25 protein-coding genes and 1 tRNA gene are annotated in these 23,745 nt (G+C 67.4%); 12 read left to right on the top strand and 14 right to left on the bottom strand.

All coding sequences use genetic code 11. The features are described 5' to 3' along the window. Positions 1-37: 37 nt before the first annotated feature. Complete coding sequence (locus FNH24_RS06125) at positions 38-1,270, top strand: MFS transporter (RefSeq protein ID WP_152361231.1); 1,233 nt, start codon at positions 38-40, stop codon at positions 1,268-1,270. Positions 1,271-1,278: 8 nt separating this feature from the next. Here FNH24_RS06125 and FNH24_RS06120 read toward each other — a convergent pair whose 3' ends face one another. Then, positions 1,279-1,527 carry an anti-sigma factor family protein gene (locus FNH24_RS06120; RefSeq protein ID WP_152361230.1) on the bottom strand — a complete coding sequence of 83 codons (249 nt, stop codon included), beginning with the start codon at positions 1,525-1,527 and terminating at the stop codon, positions 1,279-1,281. Next, positions 1,524-2,150, bottom strand: a complete 627-nt coding sequence (locus FNH24_RS06115) for an RNA polymerase sigma factor (protein WP_152361229.1) — start codon at positions 2,148-2,150, stop codon at positions 1,524-1,526. The genes FNH24_RS06120 and FNH24_RS06115 overlap by 4 nt, the downstream gene beginning before the upstream one ends. 43 nt (positions 2,151-2,193) lie before the next feature. On the opposite strand from FNH24_RS06115, the gene FNH24_RS06110 reads away from it, so the two are divergent. Next, complete coding sequence (locus tag FNH24_RS06110; protein WP_152361228.1) at positions 2,194-3,423, top strand: MFS transporter; 1,230 nt, start codon at positions 2,194-2,196, stop codon at positions 3,421-3,423. Positions 3,424-3,434: 11 nt separating this feature from the next. Further along, entirely contained in the window at positions 3,435-4,499 is a 1,065-nt protein-coding gene (locus tag FNH24_RS06105) for a nucleoside/nucleotide kinase family protein (protein WP_152361227.1), read from the top strand. Here FNH24_RS06105 and FNH24_RS06100 read toward each other — a convergent pair. Then, positions 4,496-5,149 carry a class I SAM-dependent methyltransferase family protein gene (locus FNH24_RS06100; RefSeq protein WP_152361226.1) on the bottom strand — a complete coding sequence of 218 codons (654 nt, stop codon included), beginning with the start codon at positions 5,147-5,149 and terminating at the stop codon, positions 4,496-4,498. The two genes, FNH24_RS06105 and FNH24_RS06100, sit on opposite strands and share 4 nt — an antisense overlap. A 122-nt stretch (positions 5,150-5,271) precedes the next feature. Between FNH24_RS06100 and FNH24_RS06095 the strand changes: the two genes are divergently transcribed. Both FNH24_RS06095 and FNH24_RS06090 read left to right on the top strand, forming a co-directional pair. Further along, positions 5,272-6,846, top strand: coding sequence for an HNH endonuclease signature motif containing protein (locus FNH24_RS06095; RefSeq protein ID WP_152361225.1), 1,575 nt, complete (start codon positions 5,272-5,274; stop codon positions 6,844-6,846). A gap of 74 nt (positions 6,847-6,920) precedes the next feature. Then, positions 6,921-6,993: transfer RNA gene (locus FNH24_RS06090), tRNA-Thr, on the top strand. A gap of 64 nt (positions 6,994-7,057) precedes the next feature. Here FNH24_RS06090 and FNH24_RS06085 read toward each other — a convergent pair. Then, complete coding sequence (locus FNH24_RS06085) at positions 7,058-7,435, bottom strand: tyrosine-type recombinase/integrase (RefSeq protein ID WP_152361224.1); 378 nt, start codon at positions 7,433-7,435, stop codon at positions 7,058-7,060. A 162-nt stretch (positions 7,436-7,597) separates the two neighbouring features. Between FNH24_RS06085 and FNH24_RS06080 the strand changes: the two genes are divergently transcribed. The 4 genes from FNH24_RS06080 to FNH24_RS06065 all read left to right on the top strand — a co-directional run bounded on the left by FNH24_RS06080 (position 7,598) and on the right by FNH24_RS06065 (position 12,472). After that, the gene (locus tag FNH24_RS06080) at positions 7,598-8,281 is read left to right on the top strand and encodes a hypothetical protein (RefSeq protein WP_217428057.1); all 684 of its coding nucleotides are present in this window, start codon (positions 7,598-7,600) and stop codon (positions 8,279-8,281) included. A gap of 286 nt (positions 8,282-8,567) precedes the next feature. After that, positions 8,568-10,616 carry an AAA family ATPase gene (locus FNH24_RS06075; RefSeq protein ID WP_161606020.1) on the top strand — a complete coding sequence of 683 codons (2,049 nt, stop codon included), beginning with the start codon at positions 8,568-8,570 and terminating at the stop codon, positions 10,614-10,616. A gap of 367 nt (positions 10,617-10,983) precedes the next feature. Beyond that, positions 10,984-11,823, top strand: a complete 840-nt coding sequence (locus FNH24_RS06070; protein WP_246186770.1) for a helix-turn-helix domain-containing protein — start codon at positions 10,984-10,986, stop codon at positions 11,821-11,823. 67 nt (positions 11,824-11,890) lie between these two features. Beyond that, entirely contained in the window at positions 11,891-12,472 is a 582-nt protein-coding gene (locus tag FNH24_RS06065) for a dihydrofolate reductase family protein (protein WP_152361223.1), read from the top strand. A gap of 7 nt (positions 12,473-12,479) precedes the next feature. On the opposite strand, the gene FNH24_RS06060 is transcribed toward FNH24_RS06065, so the two are convergent. The 4 genes from FNH24_RS06060 to FNH24_RS06045 form a co-directional block, all read right to left on the bottom strand. Further along, positions 12,480-14,156 carry an ABC transporter ATP-binding protein gene (locus FNH24_RS06060; RefSeq protein ID WP_246186769.1) on the bottom strand — a complete coding sequence of 559 codons (1,677 nt, stop codon included), beginning with the start codon at positions 14,154-14,156 and terminating at the stop codon, positions 12,480-12,482. 101 nt (positions 14,157-14,257) lie between these two features. Next, the gene (locus FNH24_RS06055; protein ID WP_246186768.1) at positions 14,258-15,178 is read right to left on the bottom strand and encodes an ATP-binding cassette domain-containing protein; all 921 of its coding nucleotides are present in this window, start codon (positions 15,176-15,178) and stop codon (positions 14,258-14,260) included. Continuing rightward, positions 15,172-16,143: an ABC transporter ATP-binding protein gene (locus FNH24_RS06050; protein WP_161606019.1), complete on the bottom strand. Its 972-nt coding sequence runs from the start codon at positions 16,141-16,143 to the stop codon at positions 15,172-15,174. The genes FNH24_RS06055 and FNH24_RS06050 overlap by 7 nt, the downstream gene beginning before the upstream one ends. Positions 16,144-16,272: 129 nt before the next feature. After that, complete coding sequence (locus FNH24_RS06045; RefSeq protein ID WP_217428056.1) at positions 16,273-16,944, bottom strand: alpha/beta fold hydrolase; 672 nt, start codon at positions 16,942-16,944, stop codon at positions 16,273-16,275. Between the two features lie 135 nt (positions 16,945-17,079). On the opposite strand from FNH24_RS06045, the gene FNH24_RS06040 reads away from it, so the two are divergent. Next, positions 17,080-17,340: a cupin gene (locus FNH24_RS06040; RefSeq protein ID WP_152361219.1), complete on the top strand. Its 261-nt coding sequence runs from the start codon at positions 17,080-17,082 to the stop codon at positions 17,338-17,340. A 158-nt stretch (positions 17,341-17,498) separates the two neighbouring features. Here FNH24_RS06040 and FNH24_RS06035 read toward each other — a convergent pair whose 3' ends face one another. The 5 genes from FNH24_RS06035 to FNH24_RS06015 form a co-directional block, all read right to left on the bottom strand. Further along, complete coding sequence (locus tag FNH24_RS06035; protein ID WP_152361218.1) at positions 17,499-18,263, bottom strand: ABC transporter permease; 765 nt, start codon at positions 18,261-18,263, stop codon at positions 17,499-17,501. Beyond that, positions 18,260-19,087, bottom strand: coding sequence for an ABC transporter ATP-binding protein (locus tag FNH24_RS06030; RefSeq protein WP_152361217.1), 828 nt, complete (start codon positions 19,085-19,087; stop codon positions 18,260-18,262). The genes FNH24_RS06035 and FNH24_RS06030 overlap by 4 nt, the downstream gene beginning before the upstream one ends. 50 nt (positions 19,088-19,137) lie before the next feature. Beyond that, complete coding sequence (locus FNH24_RS06025; RefSeq protein ID WP_152361216.1) at positions 19,138-19,593, bottom strand: DUF1048 domain-containing protein; 456 nt, start codon at positions 19,591-19,593, stop codon at positions 19,138-19,140. 228 nt (positions 19,594-19,821) lie between these two features. Next, entirely contained in the window at positions 19,822-20,712 is an 891-nt protein-coding gene (locus FNH24_RS06020; RefSeq protein ID WP_152361215.1) for an MBL fold metallo-hydrolase, read from the bottom strand. Between the two features lie 41 nt (positions 20,713-20,753). Next, complete coding sequence (locus tag FNH24_RS06015) at positions 20,754-21,365, bottom strand: DUF998 domain-containing protein (RefSeq protein WP_152361214.1); 612 nt, start codon at positions 21,363-21,365, stop codon at positions 20,754-20,756. A 156-nt stretch (positions 21,366-21,521) separates the two neighbouring features. Here FNH24_RS06015 and FNH24_RS06010 point away from each other — a divergent pair, with 156 nt between their 5' ends. Further along, positions 21,522-21,902, top strand: coding sequence for an NUDIX hydrolase (locus tag FNH24_RS06010; RefSeq protein ID WP_152361213.1), 381 nt, complete (start codon positions 21,522-21,524; stop codon positions 21,900-21,902). Positions 21,903-21,908: 6 nt separating this feature from the next. On the opposite strand, the gene FNH24_RS06005 is transcribed toward FNH24_RS06010, so the two are convergent. After that, positions 21,909-22,370, bottom strand: coding sequence for an NUDIX hydrolase (locus FNH24_RS06005; protein WP_152361212.1), 462 nt, complete (start codon positions 22,368-22,370; stop codon positions 21,909-21,911). A 217-nt stretch (positions 22,371-22,587) separates the two neighbouring features. Here FNH24_RS06005 and FNH24_RS06000 point away from each other — a divergent pair, with 217 nt between their 5' ends. Then, complete coding sequence (locus FNH24_RS06000) at positions 22,588-23,724, top strand: VOC family protein (RefSeq protein ID WP_152361211.1); 1,137 nt, start codon at positions 22,588-22,590, stop codon at positions 23,722-23,724. Positions 23,725-23,745 lie beyond the last annotated feature (21 nt).

Below are 23,745 nucleotides of genomic sequence, written 5' to 3'. Positions count from 1 at the left end.
GCCGGCCTCCGGTCGGCCGGTGGCGACAATGGCGGGGATGGACGGGCCGGAGGCGGGTGACGGACCGAGGCAGCCACGCCTCGGCGCGGTGCTGACCGGTCTCTGCGTTACCGAGATCGTCAGCTGGGGTGTGCTCTACTACGCGTTCCCGGTGCTGGCGCCGTCGATCCGCGCCGACACCGGCTGGTCGCCGTCGCTGACCACGGCCGCGTTCTCCGGGGCGCTGGTGGTGGCCGCGATCGTCGGCATCCCGGTCGGTCGGTTGCTTGATCGGCACGGGCCGCGAGCGATCATGACGATCGGGTCGGTGCTGGCGACGGCGGCCTGCGTGGTGATCGCCTGGTCGCCGAACCTGATCATCTTCGCCGTCGGCTGGCTGCTGGCCGGGGTGGCGATGGCCGGAATCCTGTATCAGGCCGCGTTCGCCGCCCTGACCCGCTGGTACGGATCCCGCCGGGTGCGCGCCCTGACCGCCGTGACCCTGGTCGCCGGGCTGGCCAGCACCGTGTTCGCGCCGCTCACCGACGCGCTGAACAGCGTGCTCGACTGGCGCGGGGTGCTGACGGTGCTGGCCATCGGGCTGGCGGTGATCACCATCCCGGTGCACGCGATCGTGCTGCGCCGGCGGTGGCCGGCGGACATCGCCCCGGCGGCGCACGCGGCGGTCGATCTCGACCGGCACGTCGCCACCGTGCAACGGAGCCGCGAGTTCTGGTTCCTCACCGCAGGACTGACCCTGGCGTCGATCGCCACGTTCGCGGTGTTGATCAACCTGGTCGCGCTGCTGACGGAGCGCGGTCTGAGCAGTGCACTGGCCGCGTGGACGCTGGGCCTCGGCGGAGTCGGGCAGGTCGCCGGCCGGATGTTCTATCCGGCCCTGGCCCGGCGGATCGGCGTCCGGGCCCGTACCTTGATCATCTTCGGTCTGGTCGCGATCACCACCGCAGTCCTGGCCCTGGTGCCGGGACCTACCGGGGCGTTGATCGTGATCGTCATGATCGCCGGCGTGGCCCGCGGCATCGGCACCCTGCTGCAGGCGACGGCGGTCCCGGACCGGTGGGGTGCGCTGGCGTACGGCCGAATCTCCGGGGTGCTGGCCGCGCCGGTCACCTTCGCGTCGGCCCTGGCTCCGTGGATCGGCACCACCCTGGCGATCCTGGTCGGCGGCTACCCGGCCATGTTCGGGGTGCTGGCCGTGCTGGCGACGGTCGCGGTGATCTTGCTCGGCTTCAGCGTGCCGCGCCGGCCGCCGGACCATCGCCCGACCTGATCACGGGATCAGCCCCGCGTCTTCCAGCTCCGGAACGCGGACAGCAGCTCGTCCTGTACCCGCGGCTCCAGGTCGGTCGGCTCGAGCCGGCCGGCCAGGCCGATCGTCTGCCGGAACTGGTCCAGGTAGGTCGTGCAACCGTCGCAACCGGTCAGATGCCCGTCGAACCGGCGGGTGTCCTCGGCCGTCAGCGCGCCGTCCAGGTAGTCGGTCACGATCGCGACCAACTCACGGCAGGTCAGCTCTTCTCTAGTCACGACCCCTCCTCCCCCAGATAGTCGGCCAGCTCACTCCGCACCCGGGTCCGGGCACGGTGCAGCAGGACCCGTTGATTGGTCTCGGTGAGCTCCAGAACGTTACACACCTCGGCCGATCCCCAGCCTTCCACGTCACGCAACGTGATCACGGCGCGCTGACTCGCCGGCAGGGTGTCGATGGCCCGGTCCAGCCGCTCCCGGACCTCGGCGCCGAGCAACCGGGCCTCGGGCCACGGCTCCGGCAGCACCGCCCAGTGCCCCGGCCACTCCGCATGATCGACCGGCAGGAACCACTCCTCGTCCGTCGCGTCCACCTCGTCACCGAGGGACGAGAAGGGCACCGTCCGGCGATCCCGCTGACCGCGGGATTTCGCTGTGTTGGTGAGGATCCGGAAGATCCAGGTGCGCAGTGACGAGCGCCCCTCGAACCGGTCGAGCCCGCGCAGCACGCCGAGCCAGGTCTCCTGCACCACCTCGGCCGCCGAGTCGCGGGTGGCCACGTAGAGCAGGGCGACACGCAGCATCGATCCGTGGTGCCGCCGGACCAGCCCGGCGAACGCCTCCTCGTCACCGGCCCGCAGCGCGGCGACGACCAGTTGCTCGTCGGGCGCGGGATCGGACATGGCTTGGACTGTAACGAATCCCGGCCCCGGGGGACTAGGAATCATGAGTCGAAATAGCGCGCTGATCCGGCGGTTGGCCCCGTTGCACCTTGCCGTCTTCCTGACCGGCTTCGGGCTCTGGGTGCCGATCGAGAAGTTGTTCATGAACGAGATCGGGTTCCAGCCGGCGACGATCGGCCTGATGGTCGCCGCGTATGCCGCGGTGGTGCCGATCATCGAGATCCCGTCCGGGGTGCTGGCCGACCGCTGGAGCCGGCGCGGCATGTTGATCATCGGCACCGTGGCCGCGCTGATCAGCGTGTTGCTCGCCGGGCTGAGCAGCACCGTGCCGACGTACATCCTCAGCGTCATGGTGCTCGGCATCTACTTCGCGACGGCGTCGGGCACGCTCGATTCGATGGTGTACGACACCGTGCTGGAGGTGACCGGCGACGGTCAGGGATTCCAGCGCCAGATCGGCCGGATCCGGCTGATCGAGAGCGTCGCGCTGGTCGGCAGTGGGCTGGCCGGCGGCTGGATCGCCGAGCTGACCTCGACCCGGATGACGTACTTCCTGACCCTGCCGATCCTGGCGTTGTCGATCATCGCGCTGCTGCGCTTCGAGGAGCCGCGCCAGCATCAGGTGGAGCAGCGCACCTCGCTGCGGGCGCACCTGAGGCTGACCGCGACCACCCTGCTCCGATCCGGCACCCTGCGCCCGATCGTGCTGCTCTCCTTGCTCAGCTCGGTGCTGCTGACCACCTTGTACGAGTTCGGGCCGCTGTGGCTGGTCGCGCTCTCGGCGGCGACCATGATCTTCGGACCGGCCTGGGCCGGGCTGATGGCCAGCATCGGCATCGGCGGGCTGCTGGCCGGCCGACTGCGGCTGGACCGTCCGCTGGTGCTCGCGGCCGCGGCGATCATCTCGGTGCTGTCGGTGATCGGGTTGATCATGAGCCGGAACGTGCTGATCGCCATCCTGTCCCAGATCGCCCTGGTGCTGGTGATCATGGTGATCAGCATTCACGTCACCAGCCTGCTGCACGACGCCGTACCGTCGACGATCCGGGCCGGCGTCGCGTCCGGCGTGAGCTCACTGTCCTGGATGGCCTTCCTGCCGTTCTCGCTGAGCTTCGGGTTGCTGCACCAGGCGACCGACGTCTTCACCGCCGGTTGGATGATCGCCGCTGCCGTCGTGCTCACCTTTGCGGTCCTGGTGAAGCTGACGGCGGGCCCGGCGGCACCTCCCGAGCCGGCGGCGCTGCTGCAGGAGTCGAGTGTCGGAGGCCGGTAGGTTGGCCTGCTGTGAGCCTATTGACCGAGCGGCACTCCGCGGCCCCGTACCGTGACTTCGTGCTGGCCGCCGGGGCGGCTCGAGATGATCTTGAACGGATCGTCGGCCTGCTGCCGCTGATGGAGACCGGATATGAGGCATGCCGTCATGATCTTCTGTGGGCCCTGGCCTGCTGCTCCTGTCTGCCGGAAGCCGTTGCTCCTGATCCCTTACTGGACCGGCTCGGCTGGACCGCGGCCGAGCGGGCGGAACTCGCGGCCGGGCTGGGCCGGTTGCTGTCCGATCCACAGACGCCCGAGGAGTGGGTCGCCCACGACACCGTCGCCGCCGCCCGGCGACTGCCGGCGGACCGGTGGATCACGCCGATGGGGCTGCGCACCGAGGGCCGGCTGGAGCCGCTGACCGAGCCGGCCGCGCCGATGACGCCGGAGCGGGCCGCCCTGCTCGCCGAGCTCGCCGATGAAGTCCTCGCGACGAATCATGATCAGCCGATCAAGATCGCGGTGGACGGTGGCACCGGTGCCGGGAAGTCGACCCTGGCCGACGAACTGGCTGCCGAATTCCGCCGGCGGGGCCGTTGGGCCGTCCGGGCCTGCGCGGACTTCTTCAAGATCCCGCCGGATCGGCGCAGCGCCGACGGCGTGGCCGGCATGTACGACCGGCCCGCTCTGCGCCGGGAACTGCTGGAGCCGCTCGGGCCGGGTGGTGATCGACTGGTGCGCACCGGCTCCTGGGACGGTTGGACCCGACGCAGCCTGCTGGACCGGCCGCGGCTGGCCGTACCGGAGAACGGGATCGCCGTGGTCGACGGCGTGTTGATCTTGACCGATGCCGAGCTCGAGGACCTGTGGGACTTCCGGATCTGGATGCACACCAGCATCGACACCCGGCGGGAACGGATGGTCGTCCGGGACGCCCTGTGGTCCGACGAACCGTCACCGGAGGCGCTGCGGAAGCGGTTCGATGATCGTTATCGGCCGGATGAGGAGGCCTACCGGATCGGGAGCGAGGTCGAGAAGCTCGCCGATGCCCTTGTGGACAACGAGGATCCCCTGCATCCGCGCTTGCACCGCTAGCTGAGGGTGATCCGGCCGATGTCGATCAAGGTCTGTTCATCGGCGAACTCGAACATCCGCCGCCCCGGTTGCAGCGGTGTCGGTTGCGTGACCAGCTGGTGCCTGGTGACGCCGAACCGATCGTCCGGGTCGGTGTGACGCCGGGTCAGTCCGTGCCGATCGAACGCGGCCGAGGCTTGGCGATAGAGGTCGGGGCTGGACCGGTGGGCGGTCCAGATCACCTGGGCGTTCTCGTCGCACAGTTGCGGCAGCATGCCGACCGTACGGTTGATGTCGGGTTCGGTGAGGCTGCCGAAGACGCCGCACAGCAGCACGATCTGGGCCGGGGCGGCGTCGACATAGGCGTCGGTGAGACCGGCGTCGCCCTGACGTACCTCGATGTTGCCGAGGCCGGCGGCATCGACCCGGCGCTGCGCTTCGGCGACGTTGCGGTGGTCCCACTCGACCAGCCGGGCTCGTACGTCGGCCTGGCGCGGCCCGTCCTGGAAGACGCCGATCACGTCGTGGCCCTGGCCGGCACAAACGCTGATGATCATGATCGGGCCGGGTCGGGTTTCGGTGAGGGCCTGGCGGAGTTGGTCCTGCACGAGCGGCAGCCGGCCGGCCAGGCCGCCGCCCTGATAGCCCTGGTGCCACTGATGCCAGTCCATGGTTTCGCAGTCTAGTGTCGCATCGTGGAGGACGATCGCGTGCTGCCGAAATCCCCACAGAACAAGGCATTTGTCGGACTCTTCAACTTGTGTTCGAACACCTGTTCGATTAGTATCGGGACATGAACTCGGGATTGTTCGTCGGCAACTCGCCGGTCAAGCACGCGCTCGTGGCGGTGCGGGCGACGATGGCCGAGTTGATCACTGCGGCACAGGACGGCGGGCTTGATCATCACGACGAGTCCGGGTTGCTGGAGCTGCTCGAGGAGTTCACGATCCTGGCCAACCAGGCCCAGGCGTTCGACGCGGAGCTGATCGCCGCCTGCCGTGATCGCGGCGTGCCGGAGGTGACCTGCCAACGATCGATGCGGCAGGTGCTGGAGCAGGTGTGCCGGGTCGGCAGCGCTGAGGCCGGCCGACGGGTCCGGGCCGCCGAGGCAGCCGGTCAGCGGGTCACCCCGACCGGGCTGCCACTGCCCCGACTGCGCGGCCGGGTGGCCGACGCCATGACCGCCGGAATGATCAACTCCGAGCAGACCGAGCAGATCTGCCGCACCCTGACCAAGATCGACAACGTCGACGTGCACCCCGACGACGTCGCGCGGGTCGAGAGCGATCTGGTCGAGCAGGCCGAGCAGCTGGGCCCGCGAGAGCTGAAGCAGGTCTGCCAACGCGTACTTGACATCTACGATCCCGACGGTCCCGAGCCGAACGAGCAGCGAAACTGGGACCGTCGCTCGTTCCGGATGCATCAGACCCCGTCCGGGGCGGTCGTCGGCGAGTTCCGGCTGACCCCGTCGACGGGCGCCAAGCTCGCCGCGATCCTGGAGCCGCTCGCGAAGCCCCGGCGCGACCGGACGGCGAAGGATCGGACCGCGACGACCGACCAGCGTAGCCGGGACCAGCGCCTGCACGATGCCCTCGACGATGCCTGCTCGCGCCTGCTCCGCGTCGGTGGGTTGCCCGACTCGGGTGGCACGCCGGCGACGGTGATCGTGACGATCGACCTGAACGACCTGCTCGCCCACACCGGTGCCGGGACCCGAGGCGTGAATCCCGTCGCCACGACGACCGCGCCCGAGCGTGCCGACGGGACTGAACCGGAGACCGAAGCCGCACCGGAGCCGGTGTGCCCGGCGGGTGCCCGTTTCGATCCGGGACCACCCGGCCGGGTCCGCCGGAGACGGCCGCGCCACGGCACCACCAGCGGTGGAGTGTCGCTGACCGTGCCGGAACTACTGAAGCTGGCCACCGAAGCCGAGATCTATCCGGTCGTGCTCAACCAGCACGGAATCCTGCTCGACCTCGGCCGATCCCGCCGGATCGCGAACAAGCACCAGACCATCGCGCTGATCGCCCGCGACGGCGGCTGCTCCTTCCCGGGCTGCGACTTCCCGCCGGAGTGGTGCGAGCGCCATCACGTCGTGCCCTGGGAGGAAGGAGGCCCGACCAAGCTCTGCAACCTGACGCTGCTGTGCGCGTATCACCACCACAACTTCCTCAACCGAGGCTGGCAGGTCCACATCAACGCCGACGGCCTCCCCGAGTGGATTCCACCCCGCTGGATCGACCCCGAGCAAGCGCCCCGGCTCAACAACCGCATCATCGCCCGGATCCACCAGTCCACCCTGCTCACCGACGTCACCCCGCTCCCCGTACCCCCGGATCCTGGCGTGCCGCCGCCCGAGCCAGAATGATTTCGCCGACGGGGCCACCCCTCGATATAGTGTCCAACCGTGCACCGAGCCCGCCCGCGGGCCAGGACGCACAAGCCGCCTTAGCTCAGTTGGCAGAGCGATTCACTCGTAATGAATAGGTCAGGAGTTCGACTCTCCTAGGCGGCTCAGACAAACGCCCCGGCCGAAACCGGGGTGCTTTCCCTTGTATTGCTGGGTTTTCGCGGTTCTCTTACGCAGCACCTGCCGTGTCCCCATGATCATCTCCGTCGGTGTTCGACTCGGCTTGTGCATCTAACTGTGCATCCACGTCCCCCGAGAAAAGGGTGTCCATCACCTCCGCCCCGGTCTCCACCACCGGCCGGATCTGGTGCCGGTAGACGAGCTCGGTCACGCTGGTTCCGGCGTGGCCGACCAGGCGGGAGATGTCCTCGATCGGCACGCCCGCATCGGACAGCAGCGACACGAACGAATGGCGCAATTCTCGTGGCGTCCAGTCCGCCGGCGTGATCCCGTCGATACCCTCGAGCGCGGCCCGGAAGTAGTCTCTGCCTGCGAGTCTGGGACTGCCGCGCTCAGCCTCGTCACTGGTGAAGGGGCCGTATGTCACCGGGCGTCAGCCATCTGATCAAATGCCATTGCCGTTGACCGTGGCGACCTGAGCTTGCCATCCATTCCGATCGCTGCAGCGCTTGTCAGTCAGCAGGGCCGCTCGTATCAGAATCCGTGTAACCCCAGCGACGCCGGGGATGAGGCTGAGACAATCCGACCCGTGAATGAACCAACCTGGACCGACATCCTGGCCGCCTGGTCGACCTTCGGAACCGCGGTCTTAACGGCCGTCCTGGTGATCCTGGCCGTCTGTGCCTGGCGAACTGCGAAGGACACACTAGATGCCTCAAAGAAGGCAAGCGAGGCAGCAGAAGCATCGGCGGTGGCGGCCCAGGCCGCGAATGAGCAGGCGCGGCTAGACAGTATCGAGCAGACCAGGCCGTACGTCTTCGTTGAAGTCGTCCCGGGGCTGCAGGGTGCTGGCTGTTGGGACGTTCGCATCGCCAACTCAGGCCGGTCGGCCGCCCGGAACCTAACACTGGACTACGAGCATTGGTCACAGAATCCCGACGACGTGGGCACGGCGGTACGGGAACTCTTCGAAACGAGTCGCGCCCTGCCACCTGGCTGCAGCATTCGCGCTGTTTGGCGCCTCGAGGGCAACTTCACCGAGGGTCCAAGTATCGTCGGGCTGGGCAAGTCGGGAAAGATCACTGTGCGATACACAAGCGATGACCCATCGAGACCGGATTATGACGACAGCTTCGATGTCATGATCGAGAAGTCCGGGCTCTGGCCAATACCCGAGTCGGGGCCCGAGCCAGAGGGAGTCACAGGCCAAGCGCGAAAGTTCTACCGCCTGGGCCAGGCACTCACGCGCCGCATCGGTGAGACGAGTAGATGACAAATCCGTGGTCCTGAACGTGATGCCCCAGTTCGTTGGAAACCGCGATGGACGAGCGTCGGCACCATCGCCGCGTCGCGCTGGCTGAGACCGCGCCGTGAGCCGACCCAAGTAAGACCGCGACTTCTGCGATCACACCGTAGAACTTTGCGGCGCGCGTTGGTCGATCGAGGCGGTGGCATCGACGTAGCAGATGCGGGCGATCAAGCATCGGCATCGGACGTGGCGGACGTGTCGGAGCTGGCGGACGTGTCGGGAGCTGGCGGACGTGGCGGAGCTGGCGGACGTGGCGGAGCTGGCTGCGGGCCGCGATCTTCGGGAATCCGGCGCCTCGGTGATCGACTTCGGGCAAGATTGGGTTCTCACGTCCCATCGATTGGCCGGCGCTGCGGTCGTTCAGAGCGAAAGAATGGTCAGCATGAAGTGCACCCGTATCCTGTTTGAAGGCTACAAGCGGTTGGCAAGGGCGGAATGCGACGTGAATCAATCACTACTTGCATTCGTGGGGCCGAACGAAGCGGGAAAGTCCACCGTGCTCACCGGACTCGAATGGTTAACCGGAGACGGCGAAACTGAGCTGGCCAACTTGGACAAGACCAGATCGAACCGCAAGGATGAGGGCTGGATTGTTGGAGCCATATTCAAGCTGAACGACAGCGAACGAGCTCTTCTGAAGAATCTCGGCCTAGCTGACGTGCCTAACGGGTACGCCTTGTGGAAGCAAGCTGACGGCACACTTCATGCGACCCTTCGGGAACCGGAGCCAAGAAGGAATGCCGTCCCATTCCTCAGGACAGAAAAGGCACTAGTATCAATTCAGGACCGACTTCGAACCGTTCTCGGCGGGCAGTTTGATGACGACGAAGACAATCCTCGCAGTTGGCTGGAAAGGATTCTCAACCTAACTAGGGACCCAGAGAAAGATTGGAGCAAGGAGGATGAGGGCGTCTGCAAGGGACTAATGGAGTGGATTTCCAATCAGAGGATTCCCGGAAAGCCTGGACCCGAGGCGACTGCTGCACTCTTGCAGGATGCCATGCAGGTCGGCCTTAGTGAGCATCCGCGAGAGGAGGCCAAGCGAATCCTGCGCCAGCATTGCCCGACATTCGTACTGTTTCGAGACGACGATCGAGATCTTCCCACTATCACCCCCATTTCGACAGCCCCCGAGCGTCACTCGATTCGCCCAGCTGTCAAGAATCTATTGAATGTCGCTGGTATCAGTCCCGCTCAGTTATGGCGGGCGTACGCTCAAGCCGACAGCGGAGAAGTCCAGACTATTCTAGGAAATGGGAACGAAAAACTCGATGAGTTCTTTGGACAATCTTGGAACCAGTCGAACATTTCAGTACGTCTCAGTCTGGATGCGACCGGCCTATCGGTTCACATCTACGAAATCGACACCAAGCGGTTCACGAGAGTTGAGGAGCGCAGTGATGGATTGCGCGCATTCGTAGCCCTAGCCGCGTTCCTAGAAGCAAAACACACTGACGTCCCCCCCATTCTTCTCATTGACGAGGCCGAATCCCATCTTCACTATGACGCGCAGGCAGACCTGGTCGGCGTGTTACTCAAGCAGGTCAATGCCGCTCAGATCTTCTACACAACCCACTCACCTGGCTGCCTTCCAGCAGATCTCGGGACAGGCATACGACTAGTCGAGAGGTCCGAGAATTCCAGTACTCTTAAGTCTCATTTCTGGGCCAATGAAGCTCCTGGGTTCCGACCACTTCTGTTTGCAATGGGCGCAGGCGCTGCGGCCTTCTCAGCTTGTCGATGGGCAGTCATGGCCGAAGGTGCAGCCGATATGATTCTGTTACCGACATTGCTCCGATGCGCCACCGGACTCAATGAGCTCGACTACCAGATTGCACCAGGTCTGGCTAATGCGCGCGCCTTCAATATGGACGTCGAAGAGGTTGCAGCGAAGGTGATCTATTTGACAGATGGCGATGGGGCCGGACAAGACTACCACCGCGCCCTCAAGCAGGCGGGAGTCTCCGAGGAGCGTATCCACTCCCTACCTGAAGGTATGGCTACTGAAGACCTTCTCGACCCTGGTTACTACCTCGGCGTTGTGGCCAGCATGCTTCCACCCGGTGCACCGGAGATCCCGTCCATAGTGGCCAGCAGTCGCCCGATAGCGAAAGCCGTCGTGGACTGGGGTGCAACTCAGTCACCCGGACTCAAGGTCCCGGGAAAGATCCCGGTTGCGTACAGGATCATTGAACGAGATGACATAAAGCTCCGAAGCGAGGCGAAGCAAGCACTTCGGGACTTGCATACCGCGTTCACCCAGATTTTCCGCGGCGCGGCGCCGGTCGGAGTCGAGTAACCCTCAATGCTCCAGCAAGATTACGACTTGTCACCGATCCCTCTTGTTGCTGGAGCATTGAGGGCGATCGCGGGGCCCCGACAGGCCCCGGCCTGCCATCACCAGCCACCAACACCGTAGGCAGGTCACTGGCTGTCGGTGCGCCAATCCGCCAAGGCCTGAGGCAACCTCTCGACCTGCCCCGCACTCGTAATGAATAGGTCAGGAGTTCGACTCTCCTAGGCGACTCCACTCCTGAAGGTCCCTCACCCGTCACTTTCTTGATCATCTTGTCGTGTGCGCAAGTGGGAAGCGCGGGACAGAACCACGGCCGTTCCTTCTGTCCTGCAAGCGAACTGAGCCGGGAGCCTTCGGCGATACTTGGCGGGTGAGGTACGTGTCCAGAGTGCCGCGACCGCCGCTGGACGGCCTGATCGACGACCTCTATTACCTGGAGGGGACGGCGCCGTACGCCCGGCTGACGCTGCCGCCGGCGCCGTCGGCACTGCTCATCGTCAACCTCGGGGCGCCGTTCCACATCCGCGGTGGCAGCGACACCGAGACGGGCGAGTACGCCGACGGCTGTGTGGTCACCATGCCGACCTGCGCGTGGGACTTCGGCTACCCATCCCGGACCCGGTCCGTCGGCGTGCACTTCAAGCCGTGGGGGCTGGCGCCGTTCCTGCCGATGCCCGCGGCCGAGCTGCGTGACCGGCCGGTGACGGTGGAGCAGGTCTGGGGTCGGAGCGCCATGGCCGAGCTGCAGGACCGGCTGGCCGCGGCGGACCGGCCACCCGAGCTGCTGACGCTGCTCGAAGAAGAGCTGACGCGACGGCTGAGCGAGACCGCGGGCCTTGGGTTGGTCCGGTACACGAGCGGCGTCATCGCAGCGACCGGCGGGGCGGTGCCGGTCGGCGACTTGAGCGTGGCCGCCGGGGTCAGCGCCACTCACCTGGCGAAGCGGTTCAAGGAGCTGATCGGCGTCACGCCGAAGCGGCTGGCCCGCACTCACCGCTTCGCCTACACCGTGTTGACGATCAACCCCGCCGAACCGATCGACTGGGGCGCGCTCGCCGCCGGCGCGGGCTACTTCGACCAGGCCCACTTCGGCCACGAGTTCCAAGCCTTCACCGGGCTCACCCCGACCCGGTACCTCGAAGTCCGGCGGCAGTTCCTGCGCGATCACCCCGGCCACGCGCTGGACGGCTGGGCCCTGCCGGCCGATTGATTTCTTACAAGATCGACGGCTCCCGGGACGCTAATTTGTGGGCACCCCGAATGCAGAGGAGAGCCCGATGGGCAAGGTGGTCATGTACGCGTCGGTCTCGGTCGACGGCTTCATCGCCGACGAGAACGACCAGCCCGGACCGCTCTTCGAGTGGTTGCTCAGCGGTGACGTGCCGCTGGACGAGAGCGGCGTCGTGAAGGTGTCGCAGACGTCGCACGACTACACCCGGTCGTACTGGGACCAGATCGGGGCGACGATCGCCGGTCGCCACGTCTTCGACCTGACGGATGGCTGGGACGGGAAGCCTCCGGCCGGGATCGACCACGTCGTCGTCGTGACCCATCGGGGCCGGCCCGAAGGCTGGCATCCCGAAGCGCCGTTTCACTTCGTCGACGGCGTCGCGGCGGCTGTGACCAAGGCACAGGAGCTTGCGGGCGACCGCATCGTCGAGGTCGCCGCCGGCGACGTCGGTGGCCAGGTGCTTGCCGCGGGCCTGGTCGACGAGGTGCGCATGGATGTCGTACCCGTCGTGTTCGGGTCCGGCAAGCGCTACTTCGGGTCGGTCAACGCCCAACACCTGTTGGAGGACCCCGAGGCCGTGGTTCAGGGCAACCGGGTGCTCCACCTGCGCTTTCCGGTGCGCCGCTGACCGAGCGCTACCGGTACCCGCGCGCCTGCAGCTCGTAGAGCTCGGCGTAGTGCCCTTGATCGGCGATCAGTTCGGCGTGCGTTCCGGTTTCGATGATCCGACCCTGGTCGAGTACGACGACGAGGTCGGCGGCGGCCACGGTGGAGAAGCGGTGGGTGATCAGCAGCGTGATGCGTCCCTCGTTGCGGCCGGCGTGGGCCGCGGCGGCATAACGCTCGAAGAGGGCGTGTTCGGTGGCGGCGTCGAGGGCCGAGGTGGGCTCGTCGAGGATCAGCACCAGCGGGGCCGGGCGCATCATGCCTCGCGCGATCGCGATCCGTTGCCATTGACCGCCGGACAGGTCGACGCCGTCGAGCCAGCTCGTGCCGAGCTGGGTGGCGAGGCCGGCCGGCAGAGCGGCGATGACGTCTTCGGCGGCGGCGGCGCGGAGGGCGCGACGCACGTGATCTTCATGGTCCATGATCGAAAGATCTCCGCTGCCGACTGACTGTTGTGCCTTGAGCTCGAAGTTGGCATGGTCCTGGAACGCGCCCGAGAGCTTGGATCGCCAGGCGGTGAGGTCCAGGGCGGCCAGGTCGTGGTGGTCCACCAGGATCCGGCCGCTGCTGGACCGATGGAGGCCGGCCAGCAGCTTGATCAGGGTGGACTTTCCGGCGCCGTTCTCTCCGACGAGGGCAACGACCGCGCCGGCCGGGAGCTCCAGATTGATCTTGATCAGGGCGTTGTTGTTCGACTCGCCGTAGCGGTAGCTGACGTCCTCGATCCGGATCCCGCGATCGAGTCGATCCGGCGGCCGAGTCCGACCCGGATGGGCGGCTTCGACTTGCGCCGCATAGTCGCGGAGCCAGATGAAGCGGGCGCCGTTCCGACCGACCCGGCTGAAGTTGCGGGTCGCGGTGACGAAGGTGGAGCTCACGTTCTGGAGGGTGAGCATGACGCCGACAGCGACGACAAGCATCGGGATGGAAACCGTTCCGGCGAAGGCGTCTTGCGCCATCCAGGCCAGGAGCACGACGGCAACGGCGAAGAAGCTGATCGTGTTCGCGGCGTTGAGGAGGGCGTTGCGATCACCGGATCGGACGAGCGGCTCTCGCCAGCCGGCGACCGCGGCGCTGAGGCGATTGCGTAATTGCTGCTGCTGCCCGAAGACGCGGGTCTCGGCACCGGCGGTCGGCGACGTGGTGAGATCCAGGAGGTGCCGCGACAGCCGGCTCGGCGCGGCGCCGGCTTCCTCGGCCTCCTTCTCCCACCGGACGGACCAGCGCGCGGTCAGTAGCCGGACGGCGCCGATGGCGACCAAGATCAACAGTCGCCAGTCGGCGGTGACCGCGACCAGGAGCACGGCGACGGCGTAGGCCAGCGTGTTGATCGTGTGCACCAGCAGACCGAAGGAGGTGCCGAGCACACCTTCGTTGTCACGCAGGATCTGCAGCCGGTCGAGATACCGAGCGGATCCCAGGTGGTCCAGGGTGGGGACCCGCGCGGTCAGGTCAGCGATCTGGGCGTCCAGGGTGTGCCCGACGAGTTCTTGTTGCTTGATCTGGGCGGTGACTGCGATCGCCTGGAACGCCTCCGCGACAGCGGTCGATCCGACCAGTGCGGCCGCCGCGAGCAGCATCCGGCCGAGATCCTGGTCCAGAGCGCCGGCGGCGAAGATCCCCATGAACAAAGGGGTGAGAGCCACGAGCACTCGTCCGACACCGTCGAGAAGACACAGCAGTGATTGCCGGGGACTGATCCGGACCGCGGTGACAAGGACCACCCCCAGACCGCGCAGCGTCGGGTTCATCGGATCACCGGGCCCGGATCGTCCGAGGCGTCGCGCCCGGTCTGCGCGAACCGGCTGGCCTGCAGGCTGAACAACCGGGAGTAGCGTCCGCCGCGACGCATCAGCTCCTCATGGGTGCCGTCCTCGACGATGCCCTGCCCACTGTCGGCCGGATCGCCCAACACGACGATGCGATCGGCGTGCCGGACGCTCGACAACCGGTGGCTCACCAAGATCGTGGTGACACCGCGGGTGACCTCGAGGAACCTGTCGAACAGGGCGGCCTCGGCCCGCACGTCGAGGGCGGCCGTGGGCTCGTCCAGGATGAGAACCCCGGCCCCGCCGGCCACGGCCGCCAGCGCCCGCGCGAGGGCCACTCGCTGCCACTGACCGCCGGACAGGTCGGTGCCGCCCTCGTACTCGGCCGAGAGGACGGTGTCCCAGCCGTGATCAAGACGTTCCAGTACGGTGGCGCCGCCGGCATCGACCAGGGCGCGGTCGAGCAGCTCTTGATCATGATCATCCGTCCCCGCACCGAGCCTGACGTTGTCCCGGAGCGACAACTGATATCGGACGAAGTCCTGGAAGATGACCGCCACCTTCCGCCGGGCGTCTTCCTCGACCGCCGGATCTGCCTGGTCGACCAGAACCGTTCCCTCGTCGGGTGTGTAGAGGCCGCAGAGAAGTTTGATCAAGGTCGACTTGCCGGCGCCGTTGACGCCGACGATGGCGATCGACTGACCGGGCGGGATATGCAAGGTGACGTTGCTGACCGCGCGAGTGTCCCGAGTCGGATAGCCGAAACTCACCCCGGTCAACCGCACCTCCGCCGCGATCACCGGCGCGTCATTCGCCGTCCGGTCCCCGACCGGGGGTGGCACCCGATCGACGGCGGGCAGACCCAGCTCTCGGCGAAGCTCGATCAAGCCGATCAGCACCGAGGTGTTCCGCGCCAGAGAGGAACCCCGGCGAAGACGTCGACCCCGACCAGCGCCAGCGCACCACCGATCACGACGGCGGCGCCCAGACAGGTCACCAGGACCGGACCCAACCCGCTACGCCGCGCCTGCCACAACCCGGCCATCGCGTGCAGCCACGTCGCTCGATAGAGGTCGCCGAGCCAGTCCGCGAGCCCGAACAGCCGGATCTCCTTCGCCGGTTCACTTCCCGTCATCAGGGACCGCAGGTAGCCCGCGCGCCGGCGCTCGTTCCCCGTCGTCTGCAGCAGCTGGTCGAAGGCCAGGCTGATCCAGCGCATGAACACGTTCGACAAGATCAGGAACATCGCGGCGACGACGAGCGGAACCCACCACCGCCAAGGCAGCAACACCACCACCGCGCCGATCCCGGCAAACCGGGACGCCAGGACCGACCAGGTTGAGTCGAGTCCCATCACGAACGACCAGTCCCGGGTTCCGTCGACCACGGCGCGCAGCCGGCCGGAGAATGCGGGGGTGTCCAGGTGCGCGATGCTTCGAGGTTGTACGCCGACCTCGGCCACAAGATCGAATACATACCTCAGGTAGGCCGCCGAGCACCGCTCCGACGTCATCGACCGCAGCAGTTGTAGCGCTGGGCCCATGATCAACAGAACTGCCGCTGCCGCTAACCAACGCCACGCCTGATCCGTCGCCTGAAGATCGGCACCGCCGCTGACAGCCGCCGGTACGGCACCCACGAACTGCCCCACCGCGATCATGAGCACCGTACGGACGGTCGCGTCGAGCACGGTCAGCACCAGGGTCAGCCCGGACCACAGACGCGTGGCACGCCACAGAACCCGTGCATGCTGCAGATAGCGACGCGTTCCCTGAGTCAGTCGGTGCAATGCCCGAGCTAGCAGGGCCTTACCGGTTGACGATGCCTCATCCGCGACCACACAAACCTCCCGAAGCCGCGCCAAGAGTCGCAACCGCCACGGACCCTCGCAACGTTGACCGCGTGTCGTCTGAGCTGCGGCGTGTTGCTACCGAAACTCCGGCATAATTGAACGTGAGCCACCTTGGAGATCAGTCGGCTCGTGGTCCTGCGGCTAGTTCTCTTCCAACCCGTCGAGGACGGCAGCCAGACCCTGCGGGTCGCGGCGGGCGATGTTGTGGCCAACGGGAATCTCGACAACCTGCCAGGCCGGGTCGTCGCGCAACCGTTCGGTCAGGGTCAGGAACGGGCTGCCCGGCCAGGCGCCACCACTGAGGTACGTCCGAGTGAGCGCGGGTCGCGGAGCGCCGGTCAGCCTGATCGACTGGAGGAAGCTCGGCAACGGATGCGGACGCGCACGGGGATCGAGGCCGTCGGGGACGGCGACCCAGCGGCCGTCGGTACGGGAACCGGCGATGAACAGCTCCCGGAAACCGTCGCTGGTCAGGGACCAGCACGAGTCCCCGTCGTCCGGGACGTAGGCGTCGATGAAGACCAGATGATCAAGGCGATCGCCGAGCCGGTCCGCGACGCCGGCGATCACCAGCCCGGCATAGCTGTGGCCGCAGAGCGCGAGCGGGGTTTCGTCGCTGCGGTCGATGATCTCGGCTACTTGATCAATGTGGTCGTCGAGATTCGGCGGCCGCTCCGGCTCGATCGGGCCGTCCGGCTCCAGCCCGGCCGGGGTCACCGTCTCGACCTGGTGCCCGTTGCGCTGCAACGCTTCGGCCACCGGATCGAACACCCATCCGCCCTGCCAGCCGCCCGGCACCATCACGAACTTCACCGCCTCAGGCTAACCCCGGTTGGTTGCCCGCCTTGGGTAGGTTCCTGACTCGTGACCACCACCACGCCGAAAGTCCGAAGTTTCAATCCGGGAGGCGAGAGCGGGCCGCTCCGGTTCGGAGACCGCCGCATCGTCATGACGCCCGCCATCGAAGCCGCCGAGGGCGGACCGCTGAGCAGCTACTCGGCGTTCTTCGGCGCGGGCGAGCGGGCCGACCTGCCGGCCCCGTACGACGAGGTCTGGGTCGTCATCCGCGGTCGACTCGTTGTCGGCGAGCCCGGCAGCACGGTCACCGCGACGGCCGGGGATCACCTCCACGTGCCGCGGGACAGTCCGGGCGAGGTGGAAGCGATCGAGGACACCGAGCTGGTCTGCGTCTCGGTGCCGGCGCACTGATCGAGCGATCATCGTGGTCAGTTCGGCCCCGTCCCAGCGCCAAAGTGACCACGATCCTTCCGATCCGGGCTCCGCGGACATGACGATGCCGCCCGCGTCTCCCCGGGGGAGCGGGCGGCATACGTCGCGGTCCTGCGTTCGGCGCGCAGGGGGCGTCCTCAGTTGATCTTGCGACGGTAGATGACGATCGCGAAGGCGTAGGCGGCGATGAGGATGCCGACCAGCCAGGCGAGGGCGATCCAGATGTCGCCACCGACGGGTTCCTGGGCAAACAGGGCCCGGATGGTGTTGACGATGGAGGTCACGGGTTGGTGCTCGGCGAACCAGGCGACCGGGCCCGGCATCGAACCGGTGGGGACGAAGGCCGAGCTGATGAACGGCAGGAAGATCAGCGGGTAGCTGAAGGCGCTCGCACCGTCGACCGACTTCGACGAGAGTCCCGCGATCACGGCGATCCAGGTCAGGGCCAGGGTGAACAAGATCAGGATGCCGGCGACCGCGAGCCAGGCCAGGGGCGATGCTCCGGTACGGAATCCCATGATCAACGCGACGCCGATGACGAGCGCGACCGAGACCAGGTTCGCGACCAGCGAGGTGAGCACGTGGGCCCAGAGCGCGCTCGACCGGGCGATCGGCATGGACTGGAACCGCTCGAAGATGCCGCCCTGCAGATCGAGGAACAGCCGGTACGCGGTGTAGGCGATGCCGGAGGAGATCGTGATCAGCAGGATGCCGGGCAACAAGTAGTTCACGTAGGACGTGCTGGAGCCGGTGTTGATCGCGCCGCCGAGCACGTACACGAAGAGCAGCATCATGGCGATCGGGGTGATCGCGGTGGTGATGATCGTGTCCGGGCTGCGCAGGATGTGGCGCAGCGAACGGCTGGTGAGGACGCCGGTGTCGCTGAGAACGTGGGTGGTCATCGGGATTCCTTTCCTGCCGTGGCGGCTGCGTCGGCCGGGACAGCGTCAGTGGGTTCGCCGGTCTCGCCGACGAGAGTGAGGAAGACGTCTTCGAGGGAGGGCTGCTTCTCGACGTATTCGACCTTCGCCGGCGGCAACAGTTGCTTGAGCTCGGCCAGGGTGCCGTTCTGGATGATCACGCCCTGATGCAGGATCGCGATCCGGTCGGCCAACTGCTCGGCCTCGTCGAGGTATTGGGTGGTCAGCAGGACGGTGGTCCCGCCGTCGGCCAGTTCCTTGATCGTTTGCCACACCTCGATCCGGCCCTGGGGATCCAGCCCGGTGGTCGGCTCGTCGAGGAAGATGATCGGCGGGTTGCCGATCAAGCTCATCGCGATGTCGAGCCGGCGGCGCATGCCGCCCGAATACGTGATCGCCCGGCGCTTTCCGGCCTCGGTGAGCGAGAACCGGGCGAGCAGGTCGTCGGCCACCGCCCCGGGGTTCTTCAGGTGTCGCAGCTTGGCGATCAATACTAGGTTCTCCCGGCCGGTGAGCACCTCGTCCACCGCGGCGAACTGACCGGTGAGACTGATCGACTCGCGCACGTCGCCGGGCTTGGTCGCGACGTCGAAGCCGTGCACGGTCGCGGATCCCGCATCGGCCTTCAGCAAGGACGACAGGATCCGGATCAGCGTCGTCTTGCCGGCGCCGTTGGAGCCGAGCAGCGCGAAGATGCTTCCCGGCTGCACGTCGAAGTCGACGCCGCGCAGCACCTGCAGGTCCTTGTACGACTTCTGGATGCCCTGCACCCGGATCGCGGGTTCGCGGGTCTGGTTGGTGATCATGACTGGGTCTCCGTTCTGGGCTCGTTTTGGGCTGGCCGGTGGTCGGGTGGTCATCGGGCGTCCGCCTCGGCCCGCTCGATCGCCCGGCTCAGCCGCTTCCGCTCCTTGCCGGCCCAGCCGCCCTGGCCGTACTCCTGCAGCAACGCCTCCAACACCGCCGGGTTCTCGTCGACGAGCTCGCTGATCAGCCGCTCCCGCTCCTGGCTGGGCAGTCCGCCGCCCTTCGGGTAGTTCTGCAGCAACGTCTTGACGAACTCCACCGGGTTGTCGCCGACGATCTCGCGGACCGGGGTGCCGGCCGCGGCGGCCTGCTCGAACCGGGTGGCGAGATCCTCGAACACGGTGGCCGCGGTGTCGGCATCGGCCGGCCCGAAGCGCAGCAGGTAGCGCTCCAGCGCCTTGACGCTCGTGCGGTAAGCCGCCGGAAGCTGCCGCGTCCGCGCCTTGTAGGCCCGCCAGCGCCGCTTGTCGCCGATCAGCTTCACCGTGAATTCTGAGATGGTCATGGTCAGGTTCCTTTGCATTCGTCCGGCGGGGTTCCGCCATGACCACAGACTCCGGGCCCGACCTGCCACCGGCCTGACACGGCACTGACACGGATCAGGACGGCCTGGCAGGCGATGACAGAGGGGTATCGTCCGGGGCCCGGGCCCCGGGACAGGACAGGCCGACGCCCCGACCGCAGCCGGGGCGTCATCCCTGATCAAAGCCGTAATAGCCGGCCAGCCTGAAGGTCAGTCCTGCTTCATCACCGAGGTGAGATAGGCGATGACCTCGTCGTGGCCGGGCGCCCTGGATCCCTCGTTCTCCGAGGCGTTGACAGCCCACTCCAACGGGGTCAGCCCGGAATTGTCGGACAGGGCGGTCAGGTCGGCACCCAGGTGCACCAGCCTGCGGACCTGGTCGAGATCCCCGCGCCAGGCCGCGATGTGCAGCGACGTCGCCGGCCACGGCGGCAGGTCCAGCGCCCGCTCGAACGCCTCCCGGGAATGTACGGGCTCGCCGTGGGAGACGATCACCCGCTCGAACGGCAGGGCGAGCATGGCCCGAAGGTCGGGCAGGGCGCGCTCCTCGTGCGTCGGCGACATCCACACCCGCAGCGATCCGGCCCGCTCGGTCATCCCGTCGCCGAACACCAACGTCCGGTGCTGTGGAAGATAGAGCGGCGTCTCGGCCCAGCCCCGGACATCCCGGAACGGCAGCAGGCCGCCCGGCAGTTCTCGGCCGGGCACGATCTGCTGCCCTTCGACCTTGGGCCGGCCCCACTTCTTGATCATGTCCTGATCGAAGGCGTTCGGCCCGAAGGTACGACAGCCGTAGCGGTCGACCAGGGCATCGACGCTCCACACCGTCTGATCACTCCACGTCTCGCGCAGATGATCACCGATCAAGATCACGACCGCCGTCGGCGGCCGCTCGGCGAACCGGCGCCACACCTCGGTGGTGTCGTCCGGCGGGAGCAGCGGATCGATCACCCAGCGCTCGGTGCCCGCGTCGACGCACACGCTGGTGACCACCTCGGGCCAGTCCTCGCCCTCGCTCCAGTGCGGGTGCTCGAGGCGCCAGAGCCACAGGCCCGGCTCGAGGTCGATCACCTGCACGTTCGGCGCGCTGCGCTTCGTCATGTGCCAACGCTAATCCCCGTACCGGACATCTACTGTCCTGATCAACGTCGGCCGCGGAGGATGGTGGCGGTGGCGAGGGAGACGCCGATCATGCCCGTGCCGACGCCGATGGCCAGGACCAGGGACGGATACGGCAGCCCGATCGTGGTGGCGACGTTGGCCCCGATCACGAAGGCCGCGGCGATCACGCTGAGCACGGCGACCAGGCGATGGCCGGTCCGGGCGAGGTGCCGGGCCAGGGTGATCAAGGTCGCGGCGATCGCGATGAAGGCGATGATGCCGACGATCAGGTGTGGCAGCAGTTGATCTTCCAGGGTGAAGGCGCCGGACAGGACGTAGCCGAGACCGTAGATCAGGACCCAGCGGGGAGCCCACCGGCTCGGCACGGTCCGCCGCAGCCCGAAGGCGCCGGCGACGACGAGCAGACCGGCGATCACGAAGTTGCTGATCTGGATCCAGCCCAGGCCGCCGGACGACAACAGGCTGAGCGGCTGCTGGGTCAGGTCGAACCCCGGCCGGGTGGCGGCCTGGATCAGCGAGGTCGCCACCCAGAGCGGATTGGCGATCACCAGGGCGAGCAGCAGTCGCCGCGGTGCACCGGCGGCCGGATCCGTGGCGGAGGCGGCGGCAGCGGGAGAGAACTGAGTGGACATGATCAGGCCTTTCGGAGTTGATGGCCCCGAGACCGGGGCTGCTTTGCCCTTAGGTCGAACGGACCGCCCCGATCTCGACACGGCCCCGAAGAAATCTCGTCATCCAGTTCGAGCTGCTCGACCCGGTTGTCAGTGGCGGCTGGCACCGTGCAACCCATGTTTGAATGGGAGACCAGCGTGGTGATGATCTTGGATCCGAGCGACCGGGTGCTGTTGGTGCGACAGAACTACGGCTACCGCTTCTTCGGCCTGCCCGGCGGCAAGGTCGAGGACGGCGAGGCCCCGGACCAAGCGGCCATCCGGGAGTTGTACGAGGAGACCGGGCTGCGGGCCGACGCGGTCACCCCGCTCGCCGTCCACGATCTTGTCTATCCCGGCAGTGGTCGCCACTACCGGGCGCACGCGTTCAGCTGCGACCGGTTCTCCGGTCAGCTCGGCGTGACGATGCCGGACGAGATCTCCTCCGTCGGGTGGTACGGGCGGGACGAGCTGCCCGCTCCGCTGACGCCCTCGGCGACGGCCGTGCTGGGCGGCTGATCCGGGTCAGTGTTGGATCAGGCCGCCGACCGGGACCGGATCGACGTGGCCGGTCGGTGGTTCGGTCCGGGCCAGGGCGAGACCGATGTCGACCAGCGATGATCGGCGCAGCTCGGCGACGTCGGCGAGCGGGGTCCAGACCGACTCCAGGGTGTCGCCGTTCGGCTCCGGCCGCGGCTCGCCACCGGTGATCTTGACCCGGTAGAAGATGCCGAGGTTCTGGTGTTCCGGCCCGCCCGGCACGGCGCGCTCGGCCGCCGGGATCACCCGTGAGTCCACGCCGAGCAGCCGCTCCACCGCGGCCTCCCAGCCCGTCTCCTCGGCGATCTCCCTGATCACGGTGTCGAACGGATCCTCGGCGTGCTCGACCCGGCCTCCCGGCAGCGTCCAGTTGCCCGACGCGTGGTGGGCGAGTAGCACGCGCCCGTCCTCCAGGCACACGGCGTAGGCGGCCAGCCGAAAGCTCATCCCCGCACCCTAATGGCGCTTCGTCGGGTCAGCGGGCGGACCGACCGTCGGCGAGCCAGCGGGACAGGTGCTCCGCGGTGGCGTTGTCGCCGACCCGGAGTCGTCGTTCATCACGCCTCCTGGTCGGGATCCCGTACCTTGCTTATCGAACGACTTATTCGGATGATTGAGCCACTCTGCCTAATGCCGCGGTCGGCCGACGGAGGGACGGGGAATCATGGACATCGTGTTGGTGCCTGGGCCGCAGCCCGACGGCGCGGCTTGGGAGCCGGTGGCGACCATGATCAAGAAGGCGGGACATCGCCCGCATCCGCTGGCGTGGGCGCCGGCTGATCAGGTCGCGGCAGTGGTGTCGGTGATCGACACCTGCTCCACCCAGGTACTCCTGGTCGGGCACGCCGAGGGCGCCGGGATCGCGTATGCGGCCCTCGACGCCCGGCCGGACCGGGTGGTCCGGTTGATCATGGTCGACGGCTCGGCGCCCCCACCCCCGCTAACGGATCCGGCCGGCCTCGACGTGCCGGTGACCATCGCCGACAGTGCCGCGCCGCCCTTGTCCGGGGACGAGCCCTCGGGTGGGCTGAGCAAGATCAAAGAGGTGGAGCGACTATGGCTGCCGGCCGACCCACGGCCCGATGATCTTGCCGGCATCATCCTCGGGTCGGTGCCGGTGACCGGGAAGCAGTTCGTCGAGGCGGGCGGCACCGGGGACTGGCGGCTCGGAATGGGCGGCGCCGGTGCCCACTTCACCGCCTCGTCATTCGGCCAGGGCCTCGCGCTGGCGACCAAGCTCGCCGACCTGGCCGACGGCGGAAACCGCCGGATCGATGTCGATCTTCGCCGCGAGGGCGTGACCGTCACACTGGACCTCCGGTTCAGCAGCTTCATCCACCGCGACATCGAGGTCGCCCGGCGGATCTCGGCCGCGGCCGGAGAGGTCGGGATGAGCGCGGACCCGTCGAAGCTCCACAGCCTCAACATCATGTTCCATCCCACGGCGGAGAGCATCCGGCCGTTCTGGCAGGCGGCCCTCGGCTGGGACGAGCGTGGCGAGGAGGACCTCGCGGATCCGCTGCGCCGGGGACCCAACGTGCAGTTCTTCGGGCTGGAGGAGATCAAGCCCGGCGATCCGCAGTTCCATCTGGACGTGACGGTCGGCCACGACGTCGCCGAGGCTCGGGTCGCCGCGGTCGTCGCCGCCGGCGGCCGCCTGGTCAACGACAAGTTCGCCCCGTTCTGGTGGACCCTCGCCGACGCCGAAGGCAACCTGGTCGACATCGCCACCGGCGTCGGCCGGGAGGAGCACTGGGGCTGGCCCTTCGCGCCCGATGACCCGGCCGCCGAACCCGACTGACCTCTTGCCTGAGGCGATTAG

The sequence above is a fragment of the Microlunatus speluncae genome, from assembly GCF_009299835.1.
In the GTDB taxonomy this organism is placed as follows: Bacteria; Actinomycetota; Actinomycetes; order Propionibacteriales; family Propionibacteriaceae; genus Microlunatus; species Microlunatus speluncae.
Note: the sequence above shows the minus strand (reverse complement) of the source record. Positions and strands in the feature narration are given on the sequence as shown.

Excerpts from the sequence above, each read along its gene's own strand:
- FNH24_RS06125 (WP_152361231.1), top strand. The coding sequence starts at position 38 with ATGGACGGGCCGGAGGCGGGTGACGGACCGAGGCAGCCACGCCTCGGC.
- FNH24_RS06115 (WP_152361229.1), bottom strand. The coding sequence starts at position 2,150 with ATGTCCGATCCCGCGCCCGACGAGCAACTGGTCGTCGCCGCGCTGCGG.
- FNH24_RS06110 (WP_152361228.1), top strand. The coding sequence starts at position 2,194 with ATGAGTCGAAATAGCGCGCTGATCCGGCGGTTGGCCCCGTTGCACCTT.
- FNH24_RS06100 (WP_152361226.1), bottom strand. The coding sequence starts at position 5,149 with ATGGACTGGCATCAGTGGCACCAGGGCTATCAGGGCGGCGGCCTGGCC.
- FNH24_RS06095 (WP_152361225.1), top strand. The coding sequence starts at position 5,272 with ATGAACTCGGGATTGTTCGTCGGCAACTCGCCGGTCAAGCACGCGCTC.
- FNH24_RS06065 (WP_152361223.1), top strand. The coding sequence starts at position 11,891 with ATGGGCAAGGTGGTCATGTACGCGTCGGTCTCGGTCGACGGCTTCATC.
- FNH24_RS06040 (WP_152361219.1), top strand. The coding sequence starts at position 17,080 with ATGACGCCCGCCATCGAAGCCGCCGAGGGCGGACCGCTGAGCAGCTAC.
- FNH24_RS06035 (WP_152361218.1), bottom strand. The coding sequence starts at position 18,263 with ATGACCACCCACGTTCTCAGCGACACCGGCGTCCTCACCAGCCGTTCG.
- FNH24_RS06030 (WP_152361217.1), bottom strand. The coding sequence starts at position 19,087 with ATGATCACCAACCAGACCCGCGAACCCGCGATCCGGGTGCAGGGCATC.
- FNH24_RS06025 (WP_152361216.1), bottom strand. The coding sequence starts at position 19,593 with ATGACCATCTCAGAATTCACGGTGAAGCTGATCGGCGACAAGCGGCGC.
- FNH24_RS06020 (WP_152361215.1), bottom strand. The coding sequence starts at position 20,712 with ATGACGAAGCGCAGCGCGCCGAACGTGCAGGTGATCGACCTCGAGCCG.
- FNH24_RS06015 (WP_152361214.1), bottom strand. The coding sequence starts at position 21,365 with ATGTCCACTCAGTTCTCTCCCGCTGCCGCCGCCTCCGCCACGGATCCG.
- FNH24_RS06010 (WP_152361213.1), top strand. The coding sequence starts at position 21,522 with ATGTTTGAATGGGAGACCAGCGTGGTGATGATCTTGGATCCGAGCGAC.
- FNH24_RS06005 (WP_152361212.1), bottom strand. The coding sequence starts at position 22,370 with ATGAGCTTTCGGCTGGCCGCCTACGCCGTGTGCCTGGAGGACGGGCGC.
- FNH24_RS06000 (WP_152361211.1), top strand. The coding sequence starts at position 22,588 with ATGGACATCGTGTTGGTGCCTGGGCCGCAGCCCGACGGCGCGGCTTGG.